Origin of the sequence: Litoribacter ruber (genome assembly GCF_018500185.1) — a bacterium.
Lineage (GTDB): Bacteria > Bacteroidota > Bacteroidia > Cytophagales > Cyclobacteriaceae > Litoribacter > Litoribacter ruber.
The window spans coordinates 53,372-75,763 of the sequence record NZ_JAHBGI010000008.1; the positions used below are offsets into that span (position 1 = coordinate 53,372).

A 22,392-nucleotide genomic window follows, 5' to 3' on the forward strand; every position below is an offset into this window, starting at 1 on the left:
GCGGAGTTTCGCGGAGTTTAATAGGAGTTTCGGGGAGTTTTCCTCTTCGTAGAGAAATGTTAGTAAAGCCACAATAAGGATAAAAAAACCCTAGCCCTGTCTCACTTGGAGGAGACAGGGCTGGTTTTGTTAATTGATAAGCAAGAATACGCCGGAGCGGCTGGAGCGTTTGCCTTCGCGGGTGGTGTAGTAGATTTTGTAGACGTAGTTCCCGTTTGGACTTGGCTTTCCTTGGTGGAAACCATTCCATCCCGGATCTTCCATGGAGGTGGTGGTGTATAGCAACTCGCCCCAGGTGTTGAAAATATGCATCTCGAAATCCGACAAGCCCCTAAATTTCGGCATGAAGGTATCATTCAGGCCATCCCCATTTGGTGTAAAGGCATTTGGAATGAGTATTCTGTAAGAGTCGGTCACCTCCACCTCAATGCGGCTCAATGTACTGCAACCATATTCATCATATACCCGCAGCGCAATTTCATAAGTACCAGGGCCAGAATAGGTGTGTTTCGGGTTTTGCTCACTGCTCTTGTTGCCATCTCCAAAATCCCAATCCCAGGCGATAATGTGGCCCTCACTTTCGTCATTAAACTGAATCGGATCATTGACCAAAATTTCTCCCTCCATATCCAAACTGATCACAGAATAAGTGAAATCAGCATCGGCAAACACAGGCGGGAAATCGATCACCCTCGACAGGTCAATGTTGCAACCTCTCTTGTCTCTTACAAAAACGGAGATGTCATCCGGGCTATTGAAAGTCACTTCGCGGACATTTTTCTCCCCACTGCTCCACTGGATTTCATATTCACCGGTACCTCCGGCGATGGTCACCCAAGCCGTACCAACCACTTCCCGCGTCTCACAATCCACATCAATCCTGGTGAACAAATCAGCCACCAATGGCTCAGGCTCATCGATGATGTAGGTTTTGCTGATGGTACAACCGTTTTTATCAGTCACAAGAAGCGTATATTCTCCCTTTTCCAGATCCACCCTATTCCAGGTTTTTATGTTGGAAGCATCTGACCATTCAATCGTATAATCCTGCACCCCGCCGCTGATGACATTATTGATGACACCATTTTTAGCCCCGTTACAAGCCAGCATTTCCGTATGGGAAGAAGTAATCGTTAATTCCTCAGGGGCTTGGATCTGTATGATCTCGCTGATGGAGCAGCTACCGTCCTCAACCCTTACACGGTACCGGCCCGTCTCCAAACCAGATATGCCAGAAGTTGTACGGTCCTTGATCCAATGATCCGGGTTGTCAAGATTTTCCCAACGGTAGGTGTAAGCCCCGCTTCCACCCGTGACTTCCAAATTTATCGAACCATTTTCGCTATCGTTACAGGTTGGGTTTTGATGAGAAGGCACAATGTTTAATGGGGCACGATCAGTCACCGTGTACACACGTGAAGTTCTACAGCCACCCTCTCCTTCAACATCCAATATGTAATTACCCGGCTTAAGGTTGGTCAACTCAGTAGCACCGTCAAATTCATATAAAGGTGACTGGACGCCAGTTTGCGGATCGCCAAACCTCCAGGAAAGTAGCAGGTCTCCCAATCCACCTGATACATTGACGGATATCCTACCGTCCCGCATACCGTAACAGGAAATCGGCTCCAATTCCACGGTTTCAACGATTATTGGATCGGCAATGACAATCTCTACGGTGTGCTCGGCTTCACATCCGGTCTCGGTGTCTTTCACTATTACAGTATAATCTCCAGCAGGAAGATTGATCAGGTTGGAGGCCTGAGAGCCATTTGACCATTTGTAGGTATAATTGCCTGTGCCACCATTTACCGTAAGCTGAACATTCCCCCTTTCTTGGGGACTGCAGAGAATAAGCTTGCCGTCAGATTCAATTTCAAGAGATGGGGCAGGATTTGGCAAATCTACGGTGATGGTTTCCGTACATCCTTTATCATCTGTTACGGTCACCTCATACATGCCCGGCTCGATTCCAAAAATATCCTTGGTGGTGGCGCCATTTGACCACTCATAAGTGTAATCAGGTGTGCCGCCGCTCACTTCGAGAGTGATGGAGAGTTCGCCATCTTCATTACAAAGAATGTAATTAGGGGTCGCCACCACCAAAAGTTCCTCCTCGGGCTGACCAACATAGAAGCTTAGATAATTGCTTCTACATTCTCTAAAATCCTCAACTTCAACCCGATAAAGCCCAGCTGTAAGACCTTCCAAAAACGGCGTATCTTCATCTGTATGATCCCAATGGTATCGGTATGGAGAGTCTCCCTCAAATGGGGTTCCGCCTGTAACTTCTAAAAGAATGGAACCATCATCTCCCCCACGGCAGGAAACGTCAATGATTTCTTCCTTAACCAGAATAGGATCGGTCACCCCTACCACTACCTCAATAGACTCTGACTCACAATATCCCACGGTTGAGTTTCCAATACCTGCTTTTATGGTATATCTACCCGCCCGCACATTCAATTCATTTTCAAAAATCTGCTGACCATTGACAAAATAAGAGTAATTGAGTTGACCATCTCGCTTGCTGCCACTAGCTTTTATGATTAGTTTTCCATCCATATTGTTCCTACAAGAAACAGGAATTATATCAGCCTCCACTTCAATCTTCTCTCCATCCTCAAGCTCAAAACTATCCTTCAATACTAAGCAATTTTCCCCATCGGTCACCTCATAGTCATATCGACCATAAGGAAGGTTGAAAATGGTATTGATTCTTTGGTTAAATGTATAGGTTTCAAAAGCTTCTCCATTTCTGGTCAGTTCCATAATGAAGGGGGCTGTGCCGCCTTCAAAATTCACTTGGGCGGTAGTTTCTCCACCGATACAGATGATGGTACCGGGATTCACCGCAACGGTAAAGCCATCGGGTTGGCCAAGTTCAAACTCCCGTTCAATGCCACAGAGTTTTTCATCCACAAGTGTAAACAGGTATTCCCCTTGACGAAGGTTTTCAAATTCATGCGTGGCACTGGCAGATAAGCCGGAAAGCGTTAGTTCCTCACCGGAATCTTTGTGAAGGAGCTTGGCTTCATAATTTCCATTTCCGCCAGAGACTCTAAACTTCAACCAGCCCTCGTCACCCTCAAAACAGGTTGGATCTTCAAAGTCGAAGCGTTCCAGCTCCAAATCTTCTGGCTGGCTAATGGTGAAGCTTTTCGACTGCTGCCCACAACCTTCCGAATCAACCAGCGCTACATTGTACTGCCCCGGTGCAAGCCCAGTGAATACCGTTTGACCCGCTGGCATTGCCTGCCCGTTGATCCGAACCGTGAAGTTTCGGCCACTTTCAACTTGAGGGTCAAGCACGCGGATAACGCCATCGTGGGCACCACGGCAGGTAATGTCATCAAATTCCACATCGGCAAAAGTAGGCTCCAAAACCTCGTGGATGGTAAATACATGGGCCGTTTGGCCACAACCTTCATCCGTCAATAAAAGCTCATAATCACCTGGTGCCAAATCCCTGAAAGTGAAGTTACCTTCAAAAAGATTTTCCTTGATATCGATTACCTCTGAGCCCGAAATTAGCTGTAAGGATTTCCCGGATTTCCCTCCGGAAACCGTAAAGGTGACCCTGCCCAAGTCATCATAGCAGACTAACTGGGTTGCCAACAAGGATGCCTGAATGACGTTTGGCTGCTGAATGATGATATCATTGGTCCTTTCGGTACAGTTTTCAGCAAAAGTCACCTCCATAAAGTAGGTACCTGCCTCCAACTCATCCAATTGATTATCGGCAATCGGCTGTGGATTTTGGCCAGGAAGCCTTTTATACCATTGATGCGAAGCGCCGGTCACCGAAAAATCGATTACTCCATCATTCCCCCCGTAGCAGGAGACATCCTGCACCTTACTGGCCGAAAATGACGGGGCATTTGGCTGGGTGATGGTCAGGGTACTGTCATCTTCGCAACCTTTTGCATCTTTTACCATGACAAGATAATCACCCGCATCAAGTGAAGTCAATACTGACCCACTCAATGGTGACCAGTTATCGCTTTCATTTATTTTATAAAAATAGTCATACGGGGCAAACCCTCCGGAAGCATTCAAGTAAATAGCTCCCTCTTGTTCAGGGCAGGTTGGATCCACCTGAGAAGTCAAAATGGTAAGTGGAGATTCCGGCCCTTCAATTCTGAGCACCCGGTCAACCACACAGTCTTCCCCAGCCGACACAAAAACCTGATAGAATCCCACATTTAGGCCCTCAACTGTAGTCTGGTTCTGGCCAAACTGCTCATTGGTCTGCAGGTTTAGCCAATGAATATTGAAATCAGCGGCATCAAGCCCATTGCCCAAGCCTATCTGAAGCTTTCCACTGTTTTCCTCACACACTACATCGCTCTTATCCAACAACTGAATGGAAGGACGGGGAAGCGGGGCAATGTTAAAGGTTTCGGAAGTGGCCTTACAGCCATTGGCATCAAATACCTCCAGGGTGTAGTTACCTGGTCTTAAGTCGTAAATGTTCTGATTGGTCTGGCCATTGGACCATCTGAATTGGTAATCGCCGCTGCCGCCAAGGATGTCCACTTCTATAAAGCCATCGTTTCGGTCAAAACAACTGATGCCCTCTTTTTGGGAAAGTACCACCTGAAGTTCTTCGGGCTGGCTAACCTCAATGGTTTCTTGCGCCTCACAGAATCCATCGGCAACAGTCACCAAATAGGTCCCGGCTTTTACGTTTTGGCTTAAGATTCGGGAGGTTTGACTAGGAATTATTTCAAATTCCTGAGTGTCCTCGTTGAAATACTGCCAGGAGTAATCGTAATTTCCTACTCCATTGCTTGCCGTAATTTCAATCCTGCCATTTTCACTGCCAGAGCAACCAGGCTGAGTTACTTCCGGTGTATTTATCGTAAGCCGGTTTTCAGGTTCGTTGACCGTATAGGTTTGCTCAAACAAGCAAGTATTGCCGTCGGTGATGGTAAGTTCGTATGTTCCTGCAGGCAGGGCAGTAAGGGTCCTTTCGGAGGAAGTCCCAATCGGCCCGGTCCATGTCACTTGGTAATCTCCTCCATCAGCCAAATTTCCACCGGTAATGCTTTGGATATCCAAAACCCCGCTCTCATCACCTTGGCAAACCACATCGGTGATCCTCACATTAGCCTGTATGGCCGGAGGGGATTCAATAGCAAAGGGACCGAAGATTTTATAACAATTGACATTTCCTGGATCAATGACTCTCAAAAAATAATTCCCATCCTGCAGCCCGTCAATAGTTAAAGAAGTACCTAAAACCTGATTTGGATAGCCCTGCAAAAACCACTCATATGTCAAAATCTGGGATGAGCCGCCTGTGACTGTCGCCTCAAAACCTCCATCATTGCCGCCTTCACAGGTTGGCAAGATTGGATTTAATTCCTCGAGCCTTATTTCCTCTGGCTGGTTGATGGCAAAACTGATGGTCTGGGGAAGGGTGCAGCCATTTTCATCTCTGATGTGCAGCTCGTAATTTCCAGCGGCGAGACCGTCAATCCGACCGTTTTGCCCCAACCTTTGGTAATTATTTCCTTCAAATGAATAGTAATAGGGAGCTGTGCCTCCTTCCAGGGAAATTTCAACGGAGCCCGTTTCTCCAAAACAAAGCGGGTCAGTAGTGGCATGCTCCAAGTAATCAAGTCGGCTTGGCGCCTCAAAGGTGAATGGGTTAGAGATTATTTCACAGTCATTTCTATCGGTCACCACCAAACGGTAAGTCCCTTCACCCAATCCGGAAATGTCAATTGAAGTTTCACCGGCCAGAGATTCCCACTGCCCACCTGGAAGCTGCTTTTCCCATTGATAGTCATAAGAAGGGTTGCCGCCCTCCACGCGGAGTCCGGCAACACCTCCATCTTGGTCATTATAACAAAGTAAAGGGCTTATGTTATTGTCATAAATAATGACCAAAGGGTCAGGCTGCCCCACGGTGATATCCCTGTAGAGCATACAGCCTTCTGCAATCTGAATTGTAACGGTATATTCGCCAGCCTCAAGACCGGTAAATTCAGCCTCAGTTCCCATATATTCCTCACCGTTCAGCCCAATCAAATAGGGTTCTGAGCCTTGAAGCCGCACAAAAATAGACCCATCTCTATCACCATGACAACTGGTTGGTTCTGAACTCAACTCCTCGATAATAGGGCTCTCGGGATCGGTAAGGGTAAATTCGAATGTTTCGTGGCAACCGTTGGCATCTATCAAAGTTAGGGTATAGTCACCGGCAGGTACATTTTCCAGTTTTTGGGTTTGACTCAACACGTTTGTGGAACCAGTCCTCACCCACTCGTAGGTCCAAGGGGCTCCCCAGCCGCCAACTGCCTCTATCTCGATAGACCCGCTTGCCGCTTCCGGGCAATTGGGGTCGGTAAGGTCAATCAGGGTGTAGCTGATATCCATTTCCGGCTCCCTCACTTGTATTATGTCAGTATTGGTCAGACAGCCATTTGCATCCATGACATACACGGTATAGCTACCTGGAGCAAGATCCTCAAAAGTCTCGGCAGAAGAGGATGAAGGAAGAAGTCCGGCAAAATTATTTTCCAGGCTGAACATATATGGAGCTGTGCCTCCCTGTGCCCTTACCCGGATAGCGCCATCCACGCTGTCAAAGCAGACATCGTTTACCAATTCCACATTTACGCCAAGTTCGGCGGGTTCGATAATGGAAAAAGTGGTGCTCATCTGGCAACCGTCAGCGTCGGTGATGGCAACTGTATAGTTTCCTGGCTCCAGACCGGTTAAATATAAAGGATCGACGCTATTGTGCTGAGCGGCTGCTCCGCCATTTATGCTGTAGGAGAAAGGAGCATCCAATGTGCCCGAAAGGGTCAACCTGGCAGAACCATCATCTTCTCCATAACAAGTGATAGCTGTGGGAGCGGATTGGATAGTAAACTTGGGGGCATAGACGATCTGGAAAGCATAGTCTTCAAAGCAGGTATCATCGGTAGCCTGATCAGTAAAAACCCTGAAGAAATAGGTCCCTGGCTCAAGGTCGGTTTCGGTAATCTGCCCGTTGTTTTGAGTCTGGCGGTTATCGCGATAGAGCGCCCCATCTTTCCACAATTGGTAGCCAAATTCAGGACCGTTTCCACCAAGGATTCGCGTAGTGGCGGAACCAAGGTCATTTTCACATACAGGATGCGTCACCTCAGGGCCGTTGCCATCGGCCTGCTCGAGCGGCTCGGGTTCTTCGATGATGATTTCGGCAAAGGCCACACATCCTGCGATGTCCCTGACTTCCACTATATATTCGCCTGCAGGAATATTATTTAGCTGACCCGTATTTTCATACTCCGGGATCAGTTCAGTCGGATTAGATTTATCAAATAATTTTACAGTAAAATTCAGGTTACTGCTGATATTCAAAATAGCCTGACCATTAGCTACCCCGTTACAGTTAGCATCGATAACGGTCACTATTTCCACCCCTACCGGATTGACAATATTTACATTTAAGCTTCGAGTGGCTTTATTGCCATGCCTATCAATAGCTTCAACTATATAACTCCCGTCTGGAACCACTTTGGAGGAAATATAATAATTGTTAGCATCAGGGCTTGCCACTACATCCTCAGCCTCCAAAACCCCATCACGCAGATACCTAAAAGTAATCGGCCCTTCACCAGTAGCTACCAGTGTGGTTTCCTGCAAACAGTCATCAATAGATGTTCTAATAATTGAAACTTGCCCATACGAATTCTGTATCAGGCTGAAAAAAATCACAGCCATCCAGATTAAGATCCAGTTTCGATTAATATGTAGCTTCATGGTCACAGACTCTGGTAAAAGCCAACTATTTTAGCACAGTTCCTATATGAATTTTTGAATTTTAAAGAAAAAATAAAGCTTTTTGTGATTACCTATTTTATTTTATGCAATTCGTATTACATAAAATGATATTCTTCAATAGCCTGATTTTTAATAAATTAAAAGAATAAAGTTTTTAAACGCAACAAATAATATTAAAAAACTGCAATTATCGGTTTACCAGTTATATGCTCCAATTACTACATCCTACCTCTATCTGCATTTCCCTAGGGACCAACCACATTTGCTCTGCTAGAAATAAATTTGACTTGAAACGAAAAAGAGCCTAAATAGGCTCTTTTTACTTGGTTGGTGGTTGTGAAAATTATCAATTGATCAGAAGGAATACACCTGATTGGGATTTGCGGTCACCTTCTTTGGTGGTGAAGTAGATTTTGTAGACATAGTTCCCGTTAGGGCTCATGCGGTCTCTTACCCTACCGTCCCATCCTGGATCTTCCATACTGTAAGCAGAGTAAATCAAGTCTCCCCACTTATTGAAGATATGGAATTCGATATCCTCGACGCCACGATACATTGGCTTAAAGGTATCATTCAGCCCGTCACCATTTGGTGTGAAGGCATTCGGCACCAGCACACTGTAGGATGCCAACACCTGGATTTCCATTTCGTGAATAGAAGTACATCCAAATTGATCTACCACAGATAACTTCACGGTGTAGAAACCAGTTTGGGCATAACTGTGCTTCGGTTCCTGTTCATTGCTGGTGATGCCATCTCCAAATTCCCATTCCCACGAAACGATATCTCCTAAGGACAGGTCATTGAACTGTATATGGTCGCCCAGCAGCACCTCGCCGTTGGTGGTCTGGGTTTCTATAACCGTATAACTGAAGTCTGCAGTGGCAAAAGATGGAGGGAATTCAATTACCGTTTCCACATATTCCATACAGCCGTTTTCATCAAGTATGGTTACCGAGAATTTGCCGTCCTGGGTGAATGAAATTTCATCCACATTTTGCTCTCCATTGCTCCAGTTGATTTGGTATTCTCCAGTACCGCCTGTAACAGTAAGATAGGCTTTCCCAACCACTGTTCTTTCCTCACAGTCTACCTCAAGAGAGGTAGTGAGGTAGGCATCAATTTCTTCAGGTTCTTCGATGATAATTGTTTTTTCAACATAGCAGCCATTTTCATCTTCTACCCTCACCTCATAGACACCAGCAGGAAGACCAGACCTAGAGTAGCTTTTTTCATCTTCATCATCCGACCAGAAGATTTCCCTGGTTCCCCAGCCACCTTTCGCGTCTATATGGATAAATCCTTCAAGGCTGCCATTACATTCCAGCATCTCAGAATATTGCTCCGTCATTTCCAACAATGGAGGTTCAATGATTTCGATCACCTCCGTAATGGAGCAAGCCCCACTGGAAACTGTCACGGAATAAATGCCAGGACCCAGGTTTTTCCTTTCGGGCAGGGTAGTGGTAAAGATCTCCTCCTCGCCTTCTTTCTGCCACTCATACACATAGCTTCCAATTCCTCCGGTCACCGGAAGGAATATTCTGCCATCATTGGCGAAATGACAGGAGATGTGCTGAGTAACTCTATTTTCTGAAATCTTCAGCGGCTGTGGCGCCTCAATAGTAAAGGTTCTGTTTACAGAGCATTCTAGGGCGTCCTCAATTTTTACTGCATACCCCCTTGGAGAAAGTTGGTCGATGGTAAAAACATCCTCTGTAAACCTCATTTTTCTGATGACATTGTCATTGACAATCAAATCTACAGTGAAAGGAGCCTGATAACCGGTCATTTCATATGTGACTGTACCGTCATTTACACCTTCACAACTAACATTCTGCAAGGCAGCTTGGCGGACTATCTTTTGATCCATAGGGACGATGTAATAGCTTTCCTCAACCCAGCAGCCTGTCTCCTTGTCAATGGCTCTTACGGTATAAGTCCCAGGATTCAAGTCGGTGGCCTTTTCGCCAATCAGCGATGAACTGTGGCTCCACTTGAATTCAAAGTCTCCGCTACCGCCTTCCACTTTAGCTTCAATCTCGGCTTGATCTCCGTTGAAGCATACAGACATTTTACCTACTAAAGTGAGTGTCATCGGCTCCTGAGGTTCAGGCATGACCACTTCTTTTTCAATGACGCACTTATTGTCATCCGTAATGACCACTTTATAAGTACCCGGTGCAAGATCTACTACTTTGGCCGTGGTGCTTTGGGCCGCATCATTCCATTGGAAAGTATATGGCCCCACCCCACCATCAGGCTCCACCTCGGCATAGATCTCCTTGGAATCGCCGCAGATATCTACCTTCACGGTGATTTCTGCCTCTAAGCGTCTTGCTGGCTGCTCAATTGTGATGATTTCAAACTTCTGACAGTTTCCATCAAAAATGGTCACCATATAATCCCCAGCGGCAAGATTTTCCAATTTGTACCCTTGTCCAAATGGACCCCAGTTAGGAACATAATTCCCACTTCCTCCGGTCACCTCGATCTCTATCATGCCAGTTTTTTCACCATAACAAAGCACATCCCTTTTGTCGATTACTTTGATAATAATTTCCTCAGGGTTCTCTACGACATACTTTTCAGTGACAAAGCATCCGTTTTGGTCCGTGACAGTTGCTTCATAGGTGCCGGGCGCAAGGTTTCTTCTTTCCAATTTACCCTGGTCTTCATGGTTGTCGGAAAGATCAGCCCACTTCACTGTTTTGTTACCAAATCCACCGGACGGCATTAAGCGGATACTTCCATCCGAACCGTTGTGGCATCTCACATCCATTACCAATGGTTCCACAGACAATTTGGTATCAGGCTGGTTGATGTTGAAAGTCTTGTTGATTCCACATCCATTGCCATCTTTCACATAAACTTTGTAACGGCCGGCTACCTGCCCAGAAAGGTTGCGAGAGGTGGCAACCTCAGTTTCTGATAGATCCTGGTTGATTCTCACCCATACAAATTCATAGTCGCCAGTGCCACCCTTTATATCCACCAGCTCGACACCACCAGTTTGATCGCCATGGCACAGCACATGCTGAACTTGGTCGCTTTCAATAGTAACCTGGGTTGCTCCTTGTACAAAGACCTCACCTATGATACTACACTGCGCCCCATTGTTGGCATCATAAAGTGTAAAGGTATAGCGGTTTGGAACAAGCCCCTCACGTATAAAGTCATTGCCGGCGGGATCATCCCACACGATGGAATAGTTGCCCACCCCACCACTTGGGAAGATCACTATTCTGCCATCCTGAACATTGAAACAGCTTTGGTCTCGAACCGAGGAGGTGAAACCCAAGGCCTCAGGCTCTTTAATTTCCACCTGTTGTTCTACACGGCACAACATGGCATCTTCCAAAATCACCTTATAGGTGCCGGCCTTTAAGCCTCCCCTTGTCAAACCACTGCCTACTTCAACTTCCTGATTGTCAATTACTACATACCATTTATAAGGCCCTATACCTCCAGCCCGGTTGCTGATGGAGATCGTACCATTTGACCCATCATGACAGCTGACATCGGTAGCAGATGCTTCAAATCTGAGGCTGGCATCAAATACGGTCAGTTCCTCAATTATAAAACATTCTTTGGCATCCAAGATTTTGATTTCATACTCCCCAGCAGGAATCCCTTCAACTCTGGCATCCGTAAATAGTACCTCTAAGCTTCCCTTTAGCCTCCACTCATATTGGTATCCACCATTGCCACCGATAGGAGTCACCTCCGCCACCATACTGGATTGCTCACCGCAAGCCTCAAGGTTTGCTACCACTTGGGCGGTTAGGTCCAATTCCGGTTCTTCGATGGTAATCGTTTCGGAAAACTCACATTTGCCGTCAGAAACGGTATAGGTATAGGTTCCGGCGGCTAGGCCAGTTCTCCTCAAGGACTTGTTGCCGCTGTTTTCCCAAATCACTGAGTAATCGCCGCTTCCACCTTCAACCTTAAGCTCAATTTCCCCATTGGTCATTCCCTTACAGGTCACATCCTTAATTTCGGGGGTAACTGTTAGCTCGGTAGGCTCAGTTATGGTCACCTGTCCCATCGTGGTACAAAGATTTGCATCCGTCACCGTGTACTTATATGTACCCGGCTCTAAGCCAGTTCGGGTGGCCCCTTTCACATCCGTATCTTCCCAGCTAACTTCTCTGATCCCTGTGCCACCAAAAGGCGAAACTGTGATCGATCCATCTCCCGCCATATAGCATGAGATATTTTTAAATGTATGGCTGGCCGTCAATTTCGCGGCAGGCTGGGTGACCTGGAAAGTCCTATCAATCGAACATCCACTTAAATCCGTTACCACAACCAGATAGCTGCCTGCCTCTACATTGGCTAGATTTCTATCCGTGCTAATTACATTTTCTCTTTGGGTGTCGGAAGCCAAATACCAGTTATAGCTGTAATCACCTCTGCCACCGGATACGCTGATGTTTACACCACCAGTTTCATCACCATGGCACAACACAGGAACCAGCTCCTCTTGGGTAAACCTCATTTGCGTTGCCGCCTGAATGGTCACCTCCCCGTCGTAGAAACACTGGTTTTCATCGGTGATTCTGAAAGTGTGGGTTCTTGGGCTCAGGCTTTCCCGGAGGAAATCTCTATTTCCATTATCCCAGACAATACTCAATTCACCAACGCCTCCAAAAGCTCTAATCTCCACCACACCATCACCAGCGCTAAAGCAGGTTTCATGCTGCAAGGTTTCGAAGTCAAAACCGATCTGCTCCGGCTGGCCAATGACCACTTCAACTTCTTCCCTACACTCATTGGCATCCTCAACCACCACCGAGTAAGTACCGGCTACCATACCTGATCTTCTAAATGACCCTTCATCCAATTGTACTCCTGCTACAAAAAACTTGTAAGGCGACACTCCACCCTTGATGTCACTTAAAGTAATGGATCCGGTGTTGCCATCGTGGCAAAGAACATCTGTTGGGGTGGCGGTAAAGGTGATGTTGGCATCATAAACATCAAATGTCTTGGTGATATCGCAGCCTTTCCCATCTTCGACAATAACAGAATAACTACCCGGCTGTACGCCTTCTTGTCTGCTACCCGTCCAAGATGGATCAGACCACGTGTAGGAATAACCGCCATTTCCACCTTGGGCAGTGACTTCCACCACCATGGATGATTGCTCTCCGCATGTTTCCAGCCTCACCATCACTTCAGCAGAAAGGTCAAATTCCGGTTCTGCAATTTCTATGGTATTGGAAACTTCACATTTGCCATCCGAAACGGTATAGGTATAGCTTCCTGCTCTTAGGCCGGACCTTTTAAGTTCCTTGTTGCCACTGTTTTCCCAGATTACGGAGTAATCTCCGCTTCCACCTGTGACGAGAAGTTCAATTTCTCCAGTATTGCCACCTTTACAAGATACAGCTGTAATTTCAGGATCAACCACGAGCAATTCAGGCTCAAGTATGGTTTCTTCGCCGTGGATTTCACAGTTGTTTTTGTCTCTGACGGTATACTTATAAGTACCGGGAGAAAGGCCACTTCTGGTTTCCCCTTCGAAATCGGTATCCTCCCAAGTGACGGTTTTGTCACCCGTACCGCCGTTGGCAATAACCCTGATTTGGCCATCATCGGCTCTGAAACAGCTGATGTGTGTGACATCTGCACGTGCAGAAAGTGCTGCAGTAGGCTGGGTGATTTGATACACTCGAGAAATAATGGTACAGCCGTTCGCATCAGAAACATGTAGTCTATAATTGCCGGCAACTACGCCGGTCAGGCTTTGCTCCTCGCTGATGACGGTCTCCATGTCGGAGGTTCTATACCACTTAAAAGTATAATCACCTGCTCCGCCCTCAACTGTAATTTCCACCTCTCCGGTAGAGTCGCCAAAGCACAAAACAGGCGATACGATTTCCTGCGTGAGAGAAATTTGGGTAGCCTCCTCAATAAACACTTCACCGTCCAATCGGCAATATTGGTCAGTAATAACAAATGTGTGCCTTCCCGGAGCAAGGTTATTTCTAGTGAAAGAGGTGGAATTATTATCCCAGCGGATATTAAGATCTCCGGTGCCGCCTTGCGGAACAATTGTTACCGAACCATTCTTGGCCAGATAACAGGTTTCGTGCTGGAGGTTATCAAAATCAAAACCAAGCGGATCAGGCTGTCCTACTTCCACGTCATTTTCCACCACAAAACAATTCATAGAGTCTCGCACCGTAACGGTATAAACGCCGGCCGCTAGCCCTGATTGGGTGAAGCCGGTAGTCACTTCTACCCCATTGACTTCCCAGGTATAATTACCTGTGCCGCCTCTGATGTCGGAAATGGTGATGGCGCCTGTGGCATCTCCAAAGCAGAGTGCTGGAGCAGGAGTAGCCGTAAATTCCAGATTGGCATCAAATACGGTAACGGTTTTGACAATATCACAATCTTTGGCATCGATTACGGTAACCTCATAATCTCCAGGAGCCAATCCAAGGGCTCTTTGGTTTCTGTCAATCACCGTTTCGGTACCGGCAAATCTCCACTCAAATCTATAGCCACCATTGCCGCCGGAAGGAATTACCTCTGCAATCATGGTATTTTGGTCACCACAGGTTTCAAGCTCCAAGTTTACTTCAGCAGCCAAATGCGCTGCAGGTTCCTTAATTTCTACCGCATGCTGCACCAAGCAATAATTTCTGCTGTCGGTCACATTGACGATATAGGTCCCAGCTTTTAGTCCCGTTTGTTCTAAACTTCTGCTCCCGTTATGAAGCCAAGTGATGATCGGCGCCCCTGCACCTCCCTCAACGGAGATTTTCACAGAGCCATCTTCCCCACCTTTACAGGAAACATCCTCTTGCGCCACAGTTTTGACGATAAGTTTGGCGGGTTCCTCTACTGTAAAAGTTTCGGTCACCTGGCAATTATTCGCGTCGGTCACTGTAACTGTATAATCTCCGGCTGGCAGTTCCTCCCTGTTTCTAACATGAGACTCATCCGTGGTGGGTAGATCATGCCATCTTACGTGACGGAATCCCGTACCACCTTCCAAGAGCAATCTGATTTCGCCATTTGTATCCCCATGGCACTGGACATCAGACACAAGGGCATCCACTGATAAGGCCTGAGAAGGTTGGGTGAGGGTAAAAGTCCTGCCAATTGTACATTCATTCGCATCCGTGATCGTAACCCTATAATCCCCCGCAGGCACATTGGTCAAATTCTTTTCGGAAGAAATCGCTTGGCCTGTAGCCAGGTTTTTCCACTCATATGAATACGTACCAGTACCTCCAGAGATGTCCAATTCGATTTTTCCGGTACTTTCTCCAAAACACAAGATGTTTGAAATCTGGGAATCCACCTGGATCGGCTCAGCCCTTTCAATTCTTACCGAACCAAAGACCTTACAACCATTTGCGTCAGTTACTTCATATTGGTACATGCCAGGGTAAAGGTTTGTCCTTACCGGACCAACGCCACCGTCAGACCATCTGGCAATCGCGCCGCCTGCACCACCCGCAATGGTCAAAGCGGCCGTTCCGTCATTAGCATTGTAACAGGTTTCAGGGGTTCCCGTTGCGCTTACAGTCAATAAAGGCGGTTCCTTTATTTCAACTTCGATGATATCTGAGCTACATTCTGCACCATCCATCAACCAAACCTGATAAGTCTGTTTTGCCCGCAGGTTATTAACCGACAGCCCGGTTCTGGAAATTCCGTCAATGATCAAGCGGTAATTCCCTCTTCCGCCCTGGGGATTTTTGATGATGATACTTCCCGTATTGCCTCCGAAACAAAGTACATCCTCCACATCCACCTCAAAAGTAATTTCCTCAGGAGCTGTGATTTCATATCTTTCAACAATATCACATTGCCTGTCATCATAAACCCTCACCTCATACTCACCTTCCGCTAGGTTGCTTACCCGGTTGGTGTTTCCGATCATGTCACCAGTTGCCAGATTTGTCCATTCGTAACGGATCACGCCAGTGCCTCCGGTGACTGTTATTTCAATTTGGCCATCACCTCCTTCAAAGCAGGTGGTTTCAGTGACTTTTGCCTGGCTGATCTGGATAGGATCGGGCTGGGTGATGGTAATTTCTCCCTCCCAGTCACAACCTTTTTGATCCTCAACTCTCAGTTGATATTGTCCGGCAGGCACCTCATCAAACATGATTTGGTTGCCTTCCAAGGTGATTTCCCTTTCATTGAGGAAAGCAGTATAGATGCCGTTTCCACCTTGGATGTTAAACACCACATTGGTGGTACCCTCAAAACACCTTACATCTTCTTGGTACTGCAGGTTGACGGAAATCCCCGCCAAAGGCTGGTTTACTCTTATTGTCTTTGTTTCACTGATACAGTTACCTCTGGTAAAATAGGCAGTGTAATCACCGAATTTGAGATCCCTGATTTCAAAAACCCCACCCACGGCTGCAACTTCTCTGTTGTTGACAAAAAGTCGGTAATCCCCGGCAAGACCGCCCTCAGGTGTAAAACGGATACTGCCATCTTCCCCGCGGAAACAGGTCACATCGGTGACATCAAAATTGAAATCAAGCAAATCAGGCTGTGGCACATGGATTTCATCTTCAAATTCACACCCCTTATCATCTGTAAGTACATATTTATAATACCCCGCATAAGCGTTGGAAAGTGTACGCCCAGTTTCTGCAAGTTGGGTGAAGGTGACGTTATCTTGGGAGTATTGCCAGGAGACAGTAAATGGAAGTGTACCCCCCTGCACGGAAAGCTGGATTTCAGTAGTGCCTCCAAAGCAAAGAATATCCTGGAACCGATGGGTGACCTTAAGTTCATCAGGCTGGGTCAGCGTTCTTGGGAACAATACCAACGCACAACCATTGGCATCAACTACATCGAAATTATACTGTTTTTCAGCCTCCAGGCCCTCAAAAACTTTCATTTCATTTTCCGCAAGGGAATAATCCATACCCTCAAAGGATACGGTATAAGGCGCCGTGCCACCACTCAGTTGCAGACTAATCGTACCATTTTCGGACTCAAAGCAACTCAGGTTTGTCTGGCTGTAATGGGTATAGGAGAAGGCCTGCTCAGGACCATCAATTACGACGGTTTGTGCAGGACTGATACAGCCGTCGGCATTCATTACATACACCTGATATTCACCTTTACCCAGACCTGTGATGGTGGGATTGGTGTAGGCGCGGTTGTTTACATAATATATATATGCCCCGTCATTGCTTCCCTCAGCAGCGATTTCAATTTGACCGTTGAAGCCATTGTAGCAGGTTTCATCGTCAGAAAGGAAAGTGAGCTCTAGCTCCTGGCCTTCATCAATCACTATTGGTGTTTCTGACTCAACCAAACATCCGTTGCGGTCAGTGATTTCATAAACATAGGTGCCGGCACCTACATTATTATATACGCTTCGGTTGCCATTGATCAGGTGAGAAAACTCCTCAAACTTATCCCCATTTTCATTGAGGGAGAAATATTTCACATCGAAAGGTGCAATGCCACCGCTAAGGTTTACCTCAATAAATGTGGTTCCGCCCAAACATAGGATTGACCCGTAATTTTCCTGGGCGATAAAAGGATCAGGTGTGTTTATGGTGAAGGTCCGGGTGTCCATGCAGTTCTCCTGCTGGTCGGTCACCTCAATATGGTAATCTCCCACTTCCAGTCCTTCAAAAAGCACAGGATTTCCTTCACTGATACCGTCGATCTCTTGGCTGAAAGAGCTGTCCCCAACCTTGGTCAGGACCGCACGGTAGGTTTGCCTACCCCCAAAAATCTCAAAGGTGGCCTTACCGTCACCGGCTTCAAAGCAGGTGATGTCGGTTTTCATGAAGGAGGTAATCTCCAGCTCTCTTTCGGGCTCCTCAATGTCGATGACAAAATCCTCGGAAGAACAGCCTAAAGCATCAACAATGGCAACGATGTAGCGCCCAGGAGTCTTGGGACCAAAAATCATCTGGTTGCCGTCCATAATTGGGGATTCAGCCGTTCCATTTACCAAAACCTGGAAACTCCGGCCTTCTTCAACCACAGGATTGACAAAAATGAACCTTCCATCTGCAGCCCCTTGGCAAGTCACATCATCGACAATAACCTGATCCACTGCAGGTCGCTGAATGCTTTCAATATGGAAGGAACCGGTAAGCGGATCACAATTGACATCCTCAACTACATAGGAATAATCCCCACTTGGCAAATCGGTGAAGATGTAGTCGGTTCTATTATTGACATCTTCAATGGTCTGGAAAGTATTATCCGGATAGGTAAGGATGATTCTTTTATCCGCATTTCCACCATCCACAGAGATGGTGAAAGTCCCCTTCTCATCCCAACATACTGGCTGAACCTCATCGGCCTTCACTAGCTCAAACTCAACCGGCTCAATGATGACGATGTCTTCGCTGTCTTCAAAGCAGTCATCCACATTATTATAGAATACTCTTAATTTATAATAACCTTCGCCTAAATCTGGCAACCTCTGCTCTCCCTCCTTAGTTTTGATAAAATCATATCCCGGTACCACTTCCCACACAGAGCCTCCGGCAGACTTCAACCAGCTGTATTGGGTTGCACCACGTATTTCATATAGGATTTCCCCGTCATTTCTTCCCCAGCAACTGATATCCTGCACTTTTTCGGCATGGACAAATGCGGGAGCGTTGTCAGTCAGGGTGATGGTTTTTTCATCTATACAGCCTTTGGAATCCACCACGCGGAATTCATGATCCCCAGCAATCAGGGAAGCAATCACCGCATTAGTAGCCCTAACCCACTGAGTGCCGTTAAAATACTCAAACCTATAGGTCGGGATACCGCCTTTAGCAAAAAGCGCGATGCTTTCAGGTCCACAGGTATTGGCTTCCATATCAATAACCAACTCAAGCGCCTCACTAGGTCCTCTTACTTGGAAAATTCTTACCAGCTCGCAATAGCCATTATTTGAATACCTCAGCTCATAAAAACCTGGAGTAAGGTTGTCGATTCTGTTGATTCCCTCGCCTTCAGCCACCACTGTTTCAGTAGTAAGATTGGTCCACTTCGTGGCTCTCTGCCCTTCAATTCCTCCCAATAAGTTAACTTCAATATGGGAAGGTGAGCCAAAACACTGGGGATCCAGGATTTCAGCCACCGTGATGCCCAGCTGAGCTGGTTCCACCAAGGTAATCTCCTCTGAAGTGACTTCACAACCATACCCATCCCTTACCGTGACGGTATAGGTACCACCGCCAAGGTTTACAGGATCCTGACGGCTGGAACCATGGCTCCAGGAGTAATTGTAAGGGCCGCCGCTTCCCCCCTGCACATCGATTTTGATGCTTCCATCATTTACACCAAAACAAGTCGGGTTGGTTACCTCTAATACAGTAATGGTCAATGGATCAGGATTCATTAATTCGACTTCCAAATCATCCATACAGCCATTCTGATCAACTACTTCCGCCATATATTTTCCAGGCGCTAATCCGGCTAGCGTTGAGGTCGTCCCCGGCACTTGCTCATATGCGCTGCCGTTGAATTTATACCAAGAGATGGTTTTCACCCCTGTGCCGCCATTTACATTGATCTCTATTCGACCATTGGCACCGTTGTGGCAACTCGGGTTTACAGCGTTGATCAGGTTGATGGCCAAAGGACCAGCAGGCTCTCTCACCACCAGGTTGCTCATAGAGAATTGGCAGGACTTGGAATCCAGAATAGTTACCGAGTAAGTTCCCGGCTTCAGTCCGGATATATTTGGCTGCACACTGCTAAAGCCATCCGGCCCTTCCCACGTGATGAAATAATCCTCACCTGGAGTCAAGGTACCTCCGGTTATAGCCAAGTTAATGGCCCCGTCCTGCTCGCCGTGACATAAAATATGCTCTATGGTCGGCACGGCCAAAAGTTCAGGAGTGCCTTCAATAATAAATTCACGGCTAATTTCACAGGAAGGGTTATTCAGGTCCCTTACCCTCACCACGTACTCACCCGGCCCCAGACCGTTCAGCTCCTGATCGGTACCAATGGTACTGTTGCTGCCTCTTCTCGTCCAGCGAATGTCAAGATTCCCGGTGCCGCCACTAATGTCTAGATGTATGAACCCATCCCGGCCGTTAAAACAACTTTCCGGCTGCAGATCCAGCTTTTCGATAATGATTTCTTCGGGTTGCTCGATTTCGAAAACGATCGGAGCCAATTGACAATTGTTGGCATCCCGGATTTGGATCACATTGTTATCCCCTGCCGGAAGGTTTGGGATGGAAAGCAATACGTTTGAGGTGGTGACTTCAGCACCACCGTTAAAACTATAGGTATAAGGAGCCACGCCGCCTGAAATAACAATGGCCGCACTCCCATCCCTAGCCCCAAAGCAGCTTGCATCGGTAAAGGTTTTGTCTACTAGTTTGAATTCGCCGGGTTGGTTGATCGTAAATACCTCATAAAGGGAACAGCCTTTTGCATCCGTAACATATAATCTATAAGATCCTGCACCGATTCCAAAAATATCAGACTGGTCTTCACCCTCTATTTTGACGAAGTTGCCACCGATATTTTTTCTCCATTCGTATTGGTACCCACCATTTCCACCAATGGCCTTAATACCGGTGATTGAGCCTGTCTCTTCACCAAAGCAAAGTACGTGCTCCCTTCTAAGCTCATTATTGTCGATTTGGAGCTCGGCAATATCGGGAACTGTAGCCCATTCGATAATTTCGCAACCATTTCCATAGCTGATCACTACTTCATAGGTGCCTGGAGAAAGGTTATTAAAAGCGATGTTGTTGCCAGGCTTGGTCTCTCCGTTTACTGTGGTTAGAAAATTGTGATCACTATTATCAATCCGTACATGAATTTCCCCATTGTCCTGGGCATAACATATGGGTGCGACTGGATTAACCTCTATTTCGGGAATTTCGGCGATAGGCACATTGAAAGGAAATTCTTGGGTACAGCCTTTTTCATCTGTGATCAAAACAAAGTTTTCTCCAGGGGGGAGATTCGTGGCTATTTGACCTTCTTGGCCATTACTCCACAAATAGGTATAAGGGCCACCCCATCCACCTGATGCTGTCACTGTAGCATTTCCATCAGCAGTACCCAAGCAAGTTGCCGGATCTGTGTCAAATACAGCTGTAATCGGACCAGGAGGACCTATCACTTCTACTGAAAAAATTTCCTCACAGCCCTCTTTATCTGTCACAGTCACTTCATACGTACCTGCCCTTAAGTTTTTGGCAGTTGAGGTTTCCTGTTGAGCTGGATCATTCCACTTATAGGTAAAACCTCCCCAACCTCCTTCAGCAACCACCGTAGCAGTACCGTCTGCCCCATCAAAACAGGAGACTGGGGTACTCGAAATCTCACCAGCCGAAATTGGCGCATCAGGAGCCATTACCTCTACCTCAAAATGAAGCCAACAGTCGGTTACTTGATTGCCACCTTGTCTAATCCGGAATTTGTGAATACCAGCCTCCATATTGGTATATTCCCAATATGGGTTATTACCCAACCCTATCGACTGGTTAGGATCATGAATCTCTGTTCCACCAGGAGGTGTCCTATAAACTCTCAAGTTTTGTGGAACCCCTAACTGTTTATCCAAATGCCTATTTATTCTATGGAAGTCAAGAATGATTGTACCATCATTTCCTCCATAACAGGTCACGGGGGAGGTCCGGACACCAATTTCAATTCTTCGCCAATCAGGAATTTCTATACTGATTATTTCAGGACACTCCTCTCTTCTGTACTCATCTATTACGTGAAGTTCATATAAACCCGCTACCAAGCTGCCAACCTCTACATGATTACCGTCAATTGACACCCAACTTGAGGCTGGATGATCGCCATTTATTTCTCTACTTGTAATCCTAAAAAGCCTATATTGAATATTTTCCCCACCATTTTCCACAAAGTAGCTAAAGGAACCGTTAGCATCGCAGTCCTCAGGGTGTATATTGTCCAAGGCCAATTCAAATGTCTCAATTTCTTCAAAAACCACCTCCAAAATCTCCCTACAACCTGAATTGTCAATAATCTCCAAGGTGTAGGAACCCGAAGGTATTTCATCCAGGTAGACATCCCGTCCCACTCCGCTTTTCGAATATACCGGGCTGGAGGAATGCTCCCCATAAAGATTAAAGGCAAAGGGGGCGGCACCCCCGACAATATTTCCCACAATTTTGCCATAAGACTGCCCCTCACAGTAGTGATCCTTGTCAAAAGACAGATCATATTGGAAATTTCTGCTGTCGACAAAGTTGAAAGTCTGGGTCAGCTGTTGGATAGGACTGCTGTTATCGAAAACGGTAACCGTATACGTCCCGGATTGGGCCATGGACAGGATAGACATGGAGCCATCAGAAATATTATCGACCTGCACCTCCACACCGTCCTTCTGCCACACGTATTGATAAGGCGGCAAGCCACCTCTCACCCTAAGCTCGGCCGTTCTTGCGCATTGGGTAAAAGACATGTGATCCACCTGAAGTGGGATGTCGTCAAAAGTGGCAGAGCTGAAGTGGCTGTACACCATTGTCCCCGAACCTACTAAAAGGAGGGTGGCGACTAAAAACTTGTAAAAAATACTACCGTAAAAGTTCTCCATATAATAATTTCACTACCGAAACCCCAATTTATCGTATAACCCACTGGTTTTTGGATATGAAA

At 46.6% G+C, this 22,392-nt stretch carries 2 protein-coding genes; both read right to left on the reverse strand.

Features of this window, described 5'->3' with window-relative positions; all coding sequences use genetic code 11:
• Window positions 1–129: 129 nt before the first annotated feature.
• Complete coding sequence (locus KIH41_RS12130; RefSeq protein ID WP_214162553.1) at window positions 130–7,761, reverse strand: T9SS type B sorting domain-containing protein; 7,632 nt, start codon at window positions 7,759–7,761, stop codon at window positions 130–132.
• Between the two features lie 367 nt (window positions 7,762–8,128).
• A complete protein-coding gene (locus KIH41_RS12135) occupies window positions 8,129–22,330 on the reverse strand; it encodes a T9SS type B sorting domain-containing protein (RefSeq protein WP_214162554.1) in 14,202 nt (4,733 codons plus the stop codon).
• Between the last annotated feature and the right edge of the window lie 62 nt (window positions 22,331–22,392).